Below are 13,245 nucleotides of genomic sequence, written 5' to 3' on the forward strand. Positions count from 1 at the left end.
AGAAAACCCAATAAAAAAGGCCACGGTAAGAACCGTGACCCTTAAAAAATATTGCTTATAAGTTGTTAAAATTACTCTACCGTAACCGATTTGGCCAAATTTCGTGGCTGGTCAACGTTGCAACCCCTCATTACCGCAATGTGGTATGATAATAGCTGCAGCGGAATGGTAGTAAGTAATGGCGAAAGACTTTCCAAAGTTTCTGGAACCTCTATAACATGATCGGCCAATTCTGTTACTTGCTCGTCACCTTCGGTAACGATAGCTATGATTTTTCCTTTTCTAGATTTTATCTCTTGAATATTACTGACCACTTTTTCATAATGCCCTTTTTTGGTAGCGATTACAAAAACCGGCATTTGATCATCTATTAGGGCTATGGGACCATGTTTCATTTCAGCCGCAGGATAACCTTCTGCATGAATATAACTTATCTCCTTCAACTTAAGTGCGCCCTCGAGTGCTACAGGAAAATTATACCCTCTACCCAAGTATAAACAATTGGTCGCATCTTTATAAACATCAGATATAATTTCAACTAGGGGATTTGATTCCAAGGCCTTTTCAACTTTGGCGGGAATAGTTTCCAACTCTGTTAAAAATTCATGGAACTTAGATTCTGAAAATTCACCTTTTTCCTTGGCCAATTTTAAGGCTATTAGCGTCAAAACTGTGATTTGAGTAGTAAATGCCTTGGTAGAAGCCACCCCAATTTCCGGCCCGGCATGCGTATAAGCTCCCGCATCGGTTTCTCTAGCTATAGAAGAACCAACTACATTACAAACGCCAAAAACAAACGCACCTTTTTCTTTTGCAAGTTTGATAGCTGCCAAGGTATCGGCAGTTTCTCCAGATTGCGAAATAGCAATCAAAACATCTTTATTTGTTATCACAGGATTTCTGTAACGAAATTCAGAAGCATACTCGACCTCGACCGGAACCCGTGCTAAATCTTCAAAAATATATTCGGCTACAAGACCGGCATGCCAAGACGTACCACAGGCAACGATAATTATTCTATTGGCATTCATGAATTTTTCTAGATGCTCATCAATACCGGCCATCTTGATAATACCTTGATCGGCACGCAAACGACCTCGATAGGTGTCTAAGATAGCCCTAGGTTGCTCATAAATTTCCTTCAACATAAAATGGTCATATCCGCCCTTCTCGATCTGTTCAATATTCATTTTGAGTTCAAGAATATTGGGGTAGGCTATCGCGTCATCCTTAATTTTACGTAATTTAATTTCTTTGCCCAGTCTTACAATGGCCATTTCTTCATCTTCAAGATAAACGGCATTGTTAGTGTACTCGATGAAAGGTGACGCATCCGAAGCGATAAAGTACTCATTTTCACCAATACCGATTGCTAAAGGGCTACCTAATTTAGCCACTACTATCTCATCTGGTTTTTGTTTATCAAATACGGCAATGGCATACGCGCCAACAACTTCATTTAAGGCTATTTGAACGGCCTTACCTAACTTTACATCTTCCTGTTTTTTGACTTCTTCAATCAGGTTAACTAGAACCTCGGTGTCGGTGTCGGACTGAAAAGTATAGCCTCTTTTTATCAACTCTTTTTTTATGGATTCATAGTTTTCAATGATCCCATTGTGTATAATGACCAAATTACCTGAATTCGAATAATGGGGGTGTGAGTTAACATCGTTGGGCACCCCGTGTGTTGCCCATCTTGTATGTCCCATACCTAAAGCCCCTGAAGTAGATATTGATTTATCGGCTTTCTTTTTAAGGTCTTCTACCTTCCCTTTAGTTTTTGATAAGTTGATATCTTCCCCGTCATATAATGCAATACCAGCACTATCATAACCTCGATATTCAAGTCTTCTAAGTCCTTTAATTATAATCGGATAAGCATCTCTATGACCGATATACCCTACTATTCCACACATATATTAGTAATTTATAGCTGAAGTGAGTTAGTGTTTCAAACAAATGTACAAGAACCTTTTAAAAACAACGGTTCTATAAAATGTTAAACGGGGTATTTTCTTGAATAGTATGTTGAATTCAAGAGAAGAAAATTGACGCTAACTACTCTACTCTACCTCAGTATAGAATATTTCAAGCTTAAGCTTTTTATCTAAATTTTCAGGGGCAACATTGCTGCCGTAAAGTACAGTTCCTAATGGGCTGAGGGTTGACGTTAAAGGAACTTCTTCCTCGCTATCATCGGGCAAAATGGAGTTACGCAACCCCGTTCTGTTTAATGCGGAAGCTATAGATAAACCTAACGTGGCATTCTGAGCGTCTCTAACAATCAAGTCATTAATGTGCTCGGTAATTTTAATGGTATATTTTAATGCTTTACCAGCACTTGTTCTTTCAAGCTTGCCATCATAATCAAAAATTCTGACTGATTGATCATTCTGATTTGAAGGTATTCCATAGACCGGATAAGTGGTCTCTGTATTGTACAAATACAAACTAGGAGGCGTAGCAACATCACTATTATCATCTACATACAATACTAAATTGGCCTCATTAATAATCCAATTGTTTGACTTAATCTGATTAATTACAGAACGGCCATTCTCTTCATCAAAAAGCTTTATTTCGGCCATTGTACCTGAGCCACCCTTAAGGTATATCTTTTCTGCATTTTCTTCACTTGTAATAGCATCAGAAATTTCAGCTGGGTAACTTTCATTAATATAGGTATTGGCAGCATTGCCATTAACCTGACCAGTAGCCTGACCAGTACTACCAACCACAGCAGTTAAAAAATTCAAGACATAATCACGCTTGCCATTACCTTCTGTTACAACACCATTAGAATCGGCAGTGTCGTAACTGTATGAAATGGTAATATTTGCATTCTTAATGTCGAACAGCATCATTACCTCATTAGACACCCCGTTTAACGATAAATGAATACCCCGAAAAAAGTCTTTGAAATTTTCTTGATTCAAGAGCTCTGCACTTCCCTCTTTATTAATGAAATTATTTTGGAAAAATTCATTGCTTAATTGAACCCTGATCCCAGGATTCAGATAAGTGAAGTTTTCCGACTCATCGACATCTTCAGTTGAAGCATCATCTCTACTTTTAAGAGCTATCTGATCTGGGTTAATTGTTACTTCCCCGTCGAATAGTAAGCTATCAACAAAAGTTGGAGAAAATTCTTGATTGCTATAATATTCTTGAGCCTCTTGAAAGTTAGCATTAGGGTCTAAATCACGCAGATAGTAGCTTGACCTTTCAACTCTTAAATTTAAGGGGCCTACCGCTGTAGATGGGCCATACAATTTTCCATCCACAAAAAGACTATCAATATCAAGTGTTTTTTTGTATTGGTTGGCGGTAAAATCATCATCTTCTGCATCTCCAATATTATCGTCGTCGGTATCAGAATCATTAGGGTCGGTTCCACGATTTATTTCTTGCGCATCTGACAGTCCGTCACCATCAGAGTCACCTGCCGGGTCATCGGGATACTGGTCCAGTTCATCTACCAGCCCGTCACCATCAGAGTCCCCTCCTGGGTTTGTCAAAAAAGGTATATAGAGATAAACAGAGTCGATTTTTTCGTTTTCGGGAATTTGCGTAGCGATTGTACTACTCGGATTATCTTCTTGAGCTTGTGAATTTATCCCAAAAGTCGGATTTACACTTGACAACTGCACTTGCGAAGTTACACTAGCCGTTGTTTTACCATAAACAGGATGAGTAAAAGAACCCAATTGATAAATAGGCAATTTATTGGTACTTACGGCCTTTATCTTTTTGTTGTAGGCATAAACATCAAAAACAGCCTTATCAGTAATAAAAGGTGAACTGCCAATTACCCCAGACCCAATAGTGGTAGGATCCTGTTCGCAAGACACTACAAAGGCCATTAGAAAACCCACTGCCAAAGCAGCAAAAATTGAATTCTTTAAAAATGTCATTCGGACTATTTTAAAACTTCAGTGTTATAAAAATTAGCATACGCTTCTTCAAACTCTTGCAAAGAAACGTAAGGCAACACCGGTTTTTCTAGGTTGGAAATATGGTCTTTCAAGTCTGCCGGAATTTCTTCCGCGGCTAAAATAACGGCATCGGAATGATCTACGGCAACTTTTAACAAATTATTATACGTAGGGGTTTCAAGAGCAGAAATACTTTCTTCGGGTATACCATCGAAAGCTATTTTTTTGATCATATCTTTTTCCAATTCACCCTCGAATGACTTACCGTAAACAGAAATTACGATTTTACTTGTATCAAAAAGAGGCTCATCGGCGTAATACTTTTTCAGATATAGAGGCAAAAGAGAGGCCATCCAACCATGAACATGTATAATATCGGGAGTCCAATTCAACTTTTTCACCGTTTCGACAACGCCCTTGGCAAAAAAGATAGCTCGCTGGTCATTGTCGGGAAATAAATTGCCGTCAGCATCGGAGAAAGTCGCCTTTCTTTTGAAGTATTCGTCATTATCTATGAAATATACCTGAATTCTTTCTCTGGGAATAGAAGCCACCTTGATAATCAAAGGCATATCCATATCATTGATAACCAAATTCATGCCCGACAATCGAATGACTTCATGCAATTGGTGCCTTCTCTCATTGATATTGCCGTACCTTGGCATAAAAATCCGAATCTGGCCACCGTTACTGTTTACCATCCTCGGAGTTTCGTAAGACATTAAGGAAACTTCGTTCTCCGGAAGATAGGGTACTAATTCCGACGATACGAACAATATCTTTTTACCATTCATGTATTTTGCTTTTTTCTTTTGGTGTAACGTGGCTGCAAAATTACAAAAATTATGCAGATTAGCTGTAATATAGTAAGTTTGCTCGCTTTTAAATAAAACCCATGTTGATTTGCAGCACCAAGAATGAGTTAAAAAAAGCGGTAGCAGGCTTAGAACCAACGAACACCTTAGGCCTTGTCCCTACTATGGGCGCCCTACATCAAGGGCATATTTCTTTGGTGAAAATGGCCGTCGACGAAAACGCACTAACTGTCGTAAGCATTTTTGTAAACCCGACCCAATTTGACAAACAAGAAGATCTTGAGAAGTACCCCAAAACGCTCGAGGCCGATCTCGACCTTCTTAAGAACGTTTCCGATGAGCTCATAATTTTCACCCCCTCAGAATCGGAGATGTACGGAAATCAAGTAGAATCAAAAGCCTATGATTTCGAAGGTTTAGATCAAGTTATGGAGGGTGCCTTTAGAGACGATCATTTCAATGGTGTCGGAACCATAGTGGAGGCCCTTTTAAGATTGGTCGAACCGAACAAAGCCTATTTTGGGGAAAAAGACTTTCAGCAGTTGCAAATTATAAAGAAACTGGTTGAACAAAAACAGATTCCTGTAGAAATAATACCCTGTCCGATAGTTAGGGAAGCGCACGGTCTGGCAATGAGTTCGCGCAATGAAAGGTTGGGCTCTGCTCTTCGACTAAAAGCAGGTTTTATTTACGAAACCTTGTTGACTGCCAAGACAAAATTTGGCATGAAAAGTGCTATTTATGTGAAGGATTGGGTGACTAGCGCATTTGAAAAACAACCGGAATTAGAACTGGAATATTTTGAAATCGCCAATGTTAAAACATTGAAACCGATCGAAGAAAAACTGAAATCTGAAAAATATAGGGCCTTTATTGCCGTTTATGCCGGAGGGGTGCGACTGATAGACAACATTGCCCTTAACTAATGACCTTTGAGCAACCGAAAGCCAGAAGTGTCATCGCAAAATTTATATTTACCTTTGTGCCATGCAAATAGAAGTTGTAAAATCTAAAATTCACCGAGTTAAAGTTACTGGCGCCGACCTAAATTATATCGGTAGTATTACTATAGATGAAGACCTTATGGACGCTGCTAATATCATCAGGGGCGAAAAGGTACAAATCGTTAACAATAACAACGGTGAAAGGCTAGAAACTTATGCAATACCAGGACCAAGAAACAGTGGTGAAGTAACCTTAAACGGGGCAGCAGCCAGAAAAGTTGCCGTTGGCGACATACTGATCTTAATCACCTATGCTTGGATGGATATCAAAGAAGCGAAAGAATTTAATCCCGCCTTGGTTTTTCCTAACGAACAGAACAACTTGTTGAATTAATCATTGAAGACGACCCTCACAAAAATACTTAAGACCTTACTCCCAATTGCATTGGGAGTTTTTTTGGTTTTATACTGGTACTATTCCACATCAGAAGAGGAGATAAAGCAAATTATTTTTTATATCAAGAATGCTGATTTGCTCTGGGTAGGTGCTTCGATGATACTTGGCATTCTAGGCCATATCTCAAGAGCTATACGATGGAATTGTCTTTTACAGCCTTTGGGCTATCGGCCAAAAATCATCAATAACACTTTCATCATTTTAATGGCCTACCTCACCAACCTTGGCATTCCCAGGGCTGGGGAAATTTTGAGAGCCACGGCACTAACCACCTACGAAGGGGTTCCGTTCGATAAAGGAATCGGAACGATTATTACCGAAAGGGTTATCGATGTAATCATGCTTTTGCTTGTTATACTGATAACGTTATTATTACAGACCGATATTATTTTAGGTTATTTAGACAACATTGGCATACCCTTAAATAAAATCTTGTTATTACTGGCATTGGCTGTTTTAGTCGGTATTCTTTTCTTGGTTTTCATTAAAAAGTCTACCAAACCTTTTGCAGTTCGGTTAAAATCATTTCTAAAAGGCCTTTCGGACGGTGTTCTGAGCATTTTTAAAATGGAAAAAAAGTGGGCGTTCATTGCTCACACCGTGTTTATTTGGGCATGCTATATTGGCATGCTGTGGGTCATTAAATTTACGGTGCCCGAGACATTGGGCCTTACCACCAGCGAACTGCTTGTCGCCTTCTTAGCCGGCTCTCTGGCGATGATGTTTACCAATGGCGGTATAGGGCTATATCCACTGGCCATCAGCAAAGCACTCGCCATTTACGGAATCAGCAAGGTTTCGGGAGACGCTTATGGTTGGATTATGTGGATTGCCCAGACTTTAATGGTTGTTGTATTTGGTGCAATATCTTTTCTGCTATTACCGTTATTGAACAGAAATAGATAGCCAAACATTTAACCATGCTACGCAAATTTACTTTTATCGCACTTTTGGTGTGTTCCGGTATATACGGTCAAGTTACCCAAGAAATATTCGAATCTTTCAAACTACAAGAAAGAAGAGATGTGAGATATTATTTTCCAGAGGACTATGACAAGGAAAAAAAATATCCTCTTATTGTAGTGCTCGATGCCGAATATTTGTTCGATCAAGTGGTAGCCAATGCCAAATTCTACAACCAATTTCATGGTATGCCCGCGAGTATTGTAGTAGGTATCGATCAAAGTAAAAAAAGCATACGTTTCGATGATTGCGCATGGAATGAAGAAGATGGTCTTCCTTCAGAAAAAGGAAAGTTGTTTTTCGAATTTTTAGGAATGGAAATCATTCCATATCTAGACTTGAACTACAGTACGGCGCCATTTAAGATGGTAGTTGGTTATGACATTACAGCCAATTATACCAATTACTGGTTGTTTAAAGAAAACTCTCTTTTTAATGCCTACATCAATATTTCTCCCACTTTGGCTCCAGAAATGGAAAATAGGGTTCCTTCTCGCTTGTCGGCTTTCGATAAACAAATGTTCTACGAACTAATAGTGGAAGGCGAAAAAAATAAAGATACCCCCAGAATAATGGCAATGCACAATGCTATTAAGGCAATCGAAAAAGAAACCCTGCACTACAACTTTCATCAATATGAGAGTGCAGACCACATTTCTGTAGCCACCTATGGTATCGGTAAGGCCTTCGATAATATATTCGGCATGTTCAAACCCATAAGTCCAAAAGAATATAAAGAAGAAATTTTGACCTCAGAAGACCCTGTATTTAAATATTTAGAGAATAAATACAAGGGCATTGAAGAATTGTTCGGCATTCAAAAGACAGTCGACCTCAACGATATAATGGCCATCTACGCGGCCAGCAGAAAAAAGGAAGATATCGAATCGTTAAAACCGCTATCAGATCTTTGCAAGAAAGAGTTTCCTGACACCATGATGGGCTTTTATTTCGAAGGAGAATATTATGAGCAATTAGGGGAACCTAAAAAAGCTCTCAAAACTTTTGAAAAAGCTTTCGGAATGGATGAGATTGATTTCTTGACCAAAGAAATGGCCCTTGAAAAAATTGACGCTTTAAAGGCTGACTTCGGGTATTAGAATTTAACCCTTAAACTCCTATTTATCACCTACCTTTAAAAGACATTAGACAACTAATTAATTGACGTAGTTACTATTGGTTTTTGTATCTTCAAAGGAATTTACCTTTAAATTCTCTTCCTGAAGGAAACCTTACAACCTCCCTTGGGGCAGACCAACAACCAAGAACTGTCAAAATGATTAACAAAATTAGGGTGTACGCATTATGCCTAATGTGCTTACTATCCCACCTAATCCTGTTTAGTAACGAGCTCGATTTACAAACAATCAAGAAAAGGGTTGTTTCCTCTATATTAGACCCAGTATCAAACAACGATGTCGAAAAAATTCTTTCTTCAATAAAGGATAACGGCACATGGCCAGAAATTGACTATAGCGATGTATCAAGAGAAGGTTTTCTACATCGTTTTCACGCCAGCAACATTCTTACCCTTGCAAAGTCATATAGAACAGATTCTTCCCGGTTCTTTAAAAAACCTCAAGTTAAAAATACGATTATAAAGGCTCTTAAACACTGGGCTGACAATGATTACATATGTGATAACTGGTGGTATAATCAGATTGGCATTCCTGATTTAATGGTAAGAATATGTCTGCTTATGAATGACGATTTACCTTCAGATTTAATTAATGAGCTACAACCTATTATCAACAGGGCCAATGTGAATGCTCAAGGGGCAAGACCTGGGGGCGACAGGGTAAAAATAGCCGGTATTGAGGCTAAAAATATGTTGTTTCTAGATAATCATGAAAATTTCAAACATGTCATTAAAGTGATTGAAAATGAAATAAAGCGTGTACCATGGATTGGTGACACTTTTGGTTATGGATTTAGAGACGGCGAAGGAGGTTTTGGTAGCAGAGAAGCAAATGGTAGGGGTATTCAGTACGACAATAGTTTTCACCATAGAGGAGATGGGGTCAACAATACCTTGTCATACGGTCTGGGATATGCCAGTGCATTTATCGAGTGGGCCGTCTTTGTTGATGACACCCAATATTCATTTTCAAACTCCAAAATAGAAGAGTTGACCGATTACTTTTTAGATGGTATTTGTAAGACCTCCATATATGGCAAATTTCCTGATCCAGGTGCTAAAAATAGAAGTATGAGCAGACCTGGATCTCTAAAACCTTTTAATCCTGACATGCCTGAAAAGCTATTATCGCTTTCCGATTATAGAAAAAAAGAATTACGGTCGATAATTAATCTTAGGCAAGATAAAAAGGGCGATATAATTTCCCACGCCACCTATTTTAGACATTCCGAGCACTTTACATTTCAACGTCCAAATTTCTTTACATCTGTGCGAATGTATTCTACCAGAGTGCACAACATGGAAGAACCTTACAATAGTGAAGGATTAATGAACCACTACAGGGGCGATGGTGCCAACCATATTTCAATTTCTGGTGATGAGTATTTCGACATCTGGCCTGTCTACGATTATCGCAAGATTCCTGGAGCCACCATTGCCCAAAATGACAAAATGCCAACCCCTAAAGAAATTACTAAATTAGGGCATACAGATTTTGTAGGAGCGGTAACCGACGGCACATATGGCGCGGTGGCATTCGACTTTAAAACATTAAGCGATACTCTAACTGCCAGAAAATCTTGGTTCTTTTTTGACACAGAGTTTGTTTGTCTAGGGGCCGGTATTTCGGCCGATAATGATAGTGATAAAATCGTAACAACATTAAATCAAACATTGCTACGAAGTCAACCTGCTGTTTTCAGTAATAATACCCTACTAGAATTAAAACCAGGTATAGAAAAGATTGATAACACCAGCTGGGTATTTCAAGATGGCATAGGATACGTATTTCCCAAACCAACAACGGTATATGTAAAAAATCAACAAGAAAGTGGAAGTTGGTGGAGAATCAATAAACAAGTCACATCCTCCAAAGAACAAATTTCCAAAGATGTGTTTGCCATATGGTTAGATCATGGGGCGAAACCCAAAAACCTGTCTTATCAATACATAGTAAAGCCGGCAACCACAATAGATAACTTAAAGAATTCAGATATCAACGAGGCTATATCCATCCTTTCAAACACCCCTTACCTACAGGCCGTAAAAAATAACGACCTAGGCATTTATCAAGTGGTTTTTTATAAGGGAGGCACAATTAAACTTAACGAATATCTAGAACTAACCTCAACTACTCCGGGAATAGTTATGCTAAAAATCGATGGAAATAACATAAACCAAATATCAGTTTCTGATCCAAACAGAGAACTTTTACAAATGCAGCTTACAGTATCTGCCAAAATAAACGAACAAGGGGAGCACTTTTCGGCAAAGTGGGAAAAACGTGAAAAACAATCCCACATAAAAATTAATATGCCAGTGGGTGTTGATGCCGGCAGTACAGTTACCCTGCAACTTTAATCTAATGACCATTTAACCACATTCACTTCTTAAGAAGCCAAGTAATCTATAATTTACTCATTACCTTTACCCTATTCTTAAAAGGTAGTTCATGCCCAAAACAAAAACCGCTTATTTCTGTCAAAATTGTGGTGCCCAGTACTCCAAGTGGGTCGGTCAATGTAGTTCTTGCAAACAATGGAATACAGTTGTAGAAGAGTTAGTTCAGAAGGAGGAAAAGCAAAGTTGGAAAACTACTTCGAACACCGCCAAAAAAGTTTCTAAACCCCTTCGTGTAAATGAAATTAGCACCGATAAGGAACTGAGGTTAAATACTTTTGACCTTGAGTTCAACAGGGTTCTAGGCGGAGGTTTGGTTCCTGGTGCTTTGGTGCTATTGGGTGGCGAACCTGGTGTTGGAAAAAGTACATTATTACTGCAAATCGCTTTAAAACTACCCTATAGAACATTGTACGTTTCGGGGGAGGAAAGCCAAAAGCAGATAAAAATGCGTGCTGACCGCATACACCCCGATAGCGAGAATTGTTATATTCTGACCGAGACAAAAACACAGAACATTTTTCGCCAAATAGAAGCCACGGAACCTGATATTGTGGTAATCGATTCCATTCAAACCTTACACTCCGATTATATAGAATCTGCCGCCGGAAGTATTTCTCAAATTAGGGAATGTACCGCCGAACTGATGAAATTTGCCAAAGAAACGAATACCCCGGTCATTTTGATCGGTCATATCACCAAAGACGGATCAATAGCCGGCCCTAAGATATTGGAGCATATGGTAGACACGGTTCTACAGTTCGAGGGAGACAGAAATTACGTCTACAGAATTTTGCGGTCTTTAAAAAATAGATTTGGATCTACCGCAGAACTTGGTATTTACGAAATGCAGGGCGCTGGCCTTCGAGAGGTCAATAACCCTTCTGAAATATTGATCTCAAAAAACGAAGAGAAACTAAGTGGTACGGCAATCGCTTCTACTATCGAGGGTATGCGGCCATTAATGATAGAAATACAGGCATTAGTCAGCACTGCAGTTTATGGCACCCCGCAAAGGTCGACTACTGGCTACAACGCAAAAAGACTTAATATGCTTCTGGCCGTCTTGGAAAAAAGGGCCGGTTTTAAACTGGGGGCGAAAGACGTCTTCTTGAACATTACAGGTGGAATATCTGTTGACGACCCCGCTATTGACCTTGCCGTAATTGCCGCCATACTCTCAAGCAATGAAGATATTCCAATTGAAAAGGGAGTCTGTTTTGCCGCCGAAGTAGGTCTGGCAGGAGAAATAAGGCCCGTACAACGAGTTGACCAACGAATCTTGGAAGCTGAAAAATTGGGCTTCACCTCGATCTACGTATCAAAAAACAATAAGATTAGTTTAAAGAATACAAAAATAGCCGTTCACAAAGCTGCTAGAATCGAAGATGTTGTTGGCGATTTATTCGGCTAGCGCCTATCTCTCATAATTCTAGCGCAAACTAAAATGACCAAAATTACCAAGACAATTAGCACCAATTGCCCTAACCCTACTTTTAAGAAAATCATACTTATGGTGCCGGATTAGGGATTTGATTATGAATCTCTTCTATACCTTTTAGCACATCGTCTGTCAGTTTAACATCGATACTACCTATATTTTCTTTCAATTGAGTCATGGTAGTCGCACCCACTATGTTGCTTGTTACGAATGGTCGCGTATTAACGAACGCCAAAGCCATCTGAGTAAGCGACAGGTTGTTTTCTTTTGCCAGTTGATGATACTTTTCCGTAGCTTTCACCGCCGTTTCACTACTATATCTATTGTATTGCGGAAAAAGACTGATTCGTCCGTTAGCTGGTTTCATTCCACCTAGGTATTTTCCTGATAAGGTACCGAAACCTAAAGGGGAATAGGCCAACAATCCGATTTTCTCCCTCATGGAAATCTCAGAAAGACCTACCTCGAACAATCGGTTCAATAAATTGTAGGGGTTTTGAATAGTCAAGGAGCGTGGTAGCCCAGCATGCACCTTACTTTCCATCAAAAAACGCATCGTACCCCATGGGGTTTCGTTCGATATTCCTATGTGTCGAATTTTCCCTTCCCTTACCAAATCACGAAGAGTTTCCAATACTTGATGAATGTTGTCTTGCCAATGGTCAGAAACATCGTGTTTATAACCCCTCTTTCCAAAATAGTTGGTGTTTCTTTCTGGCCAATGAAGTTGATAAAGGTCGATATAGTCTGTTTGCAAGCGACCCAAGCTACCTTCGACCGCCTCAATTATCGACTCTTTACTAAAACCCGTTGTGCGAATGAACTTGGTCATCTCCGCCTTTCCGGCAATCTTCGAGGCCAAAATAATTTTATCGCGATTGCCGTTCTTCTTAAACCAAGTGCCAATAATTTTTTCTGTGACCGAATGCCTATCGGGATGGGCAGGAATGGGATAAAGCTCGGCGGTATCAAAAAAATTGATTCCTTGATCAACAGCATAATCCATTTGCTCATGACCTTCAGCCTCCGTATTTTGATTTCCCCAGGTCATTGTACCTAGGCAAATTTTACTTACTTCAATATCGGTGTGCGGAAGTTGGGTGTACTTCATGTTGTTTATTTGGGGTGTTGTTTCTTGAAAAACCCAAA

At 39.3% G+C, this 13,245-nt stretch carries 10 protein-coding genes; 6 read left to right on the top strand and 4 right to left on the bottom strand.

Going from position 1 to position 13,245, the window contains the following annotated elements; translation table 11 throughout:
* Positions 1 to 71 precede the first annotated feature (71 nt).
* From glmS to D1013_RS19880, 3 genes are all read right to left on the bottom strand, one after another.
* Entirely contained in the window at positions 72 to 1,919 is a 1,848-nt protein-coding gene (gene glmS, locus D1013_RS19870; RefSeq protein ID WP_121850481.1) for a glutamine--fructose-6-phosphate transaminase (isomerizing), read from the bottom strand.
* 147 nt (positions 1,920 to 2,066) lie between these two features.
* Complete coding sequence (locus tag D1013_RS19875) at positions 2,067 to 3,917, bottom strand: DUF4270 domain-containing protein (protein ID WP_121850482.1); 1,851 nt, start codon at positions 3,915 to 3,917, stop codon at positions 2,067 to 2,069.
* A gap of 5 nt (positions 3,918 to 3,922) precedes the next feature.
* Entirely contained in the window at positions 3,923 to 4,732 is an 810-nt protein-coding gene (locus D1013_RS19880; RefSeq protein WP_121850483.1) for a glycogen/starch synthase, read from the bottom strand.
* 101 nt (positions 4,733 to 4,833) lie between these two features.
* On the opposite strand from D1013_RS19880, the gene panC reads away from it, so the two are divergent.
* The 6 genes from panC (at position 4,834) to radA (ending at position 12,069) form a co-directional block, all read left to right on the top strand.
* Positions 4,834 to 5,679 carry a pantoate--beta-alanine ligase gene (gene panC, locus D1013_RS19885; RefSeq protein WP_121850484.1) on the top strand — a complete coding sequence of 282 codons (846 nt, stop codon included), beginning with the start codon at positions 4,834 to 4,836 and terminating at the stop codon, positions 5,677 to 5,679.
* A gap of 61 nt (positions 5,680 to 5,740) precedes the next feature.
* The gene (gene panD, locus D1013_RS19890) at positions 5,741 to 6,091 is read left to right on the top strand and encodes an aspartate 1-decarboxylase (RefSeq protein ID WP_121850485.1); all 351 of its coding nucleotides are present in this window, start codon (positions 5,741 to 5,743) and stop codon (positions 6,089 to 6,091) included.
* A gap of 3 nt (positions 6,092 to 6,094) precedes the next feature.
* Positions 6,095 to 7,060 carry a lysylphosphatidylglycerol synthase transmembrane domain-containing protein gene (locus D1013_RS19895; RefSeq protein WP_121850486.1) on the top strand — a complete coding sequence of 322 codons (966 nt, stop codon included), beginning with the start codon at positions 6,095 to 6,097 and terminating at the stop codon, positions 7,058 to 7,060.
* Positions 7,061 to 7,074: 14 nt separating this feature from the next.
* On the top strand, positions 7,075 to 8,217 hold the full coding sequence (locus D1013_RS19900) for an alpha/beta hydrolase (RefSeq protein ID WP_121850487.1): 1,143 nt from the start codon (positions 7,075 to 7,077) through the stop codon (positions 8,215 to 8,217).
* A 176-nt stretch (positions 8,218 to 8,393) separates the two neighbouring features.
* A complete protein-coding gene (locus tag D1013_RS19905) occupies positions 8,394 to 10,616 on the top strand; it encodes a polysaccharide lyase family 8 super-sandwich domain-containing protein (RefSeq protein ID WP_162987957.1) in 2,223 nt (740 codons plus the stop codon).
* Between the two features lie 91 nt (positions 10,617 to 10,707).
* Positions 10,708 to 12,069 (top strand): DNA repair protein RadA, encoded by a 1,362-nt coding sequence (gene radA, locus D1013_RS19910; protein ID WP_121850489.1) that lies wholly within the window; start codon positions 10,708 to 10,710, stop codon positions 12,067 to 12,069.
* Between the two features lie 97 nt (positions 12,070 to 12,166).
* On the opposite strand, the gene D1013_RS19915 is transcribed toward radA, so the two are convergent.
* Complete coding sequence (locus tag D1013_RS19915; RefSeq protein ID WP_121850490.1) at positions 12,167 to 13,207, bottom strand: NADP(H)-dependent aldo-keto reductase; 1,041 nt, start codon at positions 13,205 to 13,207, stop codon at positions 12,167 to 12,169.
* Positions 13,208 to 13,245: the final 38 nt, after the last annotated feature.

Origin of the sequence: Euzebyella marina (assembly GCF_003687485.1) — a bacterium.
In the GTDB taxonomy this organism is placed as follows: Bacteria; Bacteroidota; Bacteroidia; order Flavobacteriales; family Flavobacteriaceae; genus Euzebyella; species Euzebyella marina.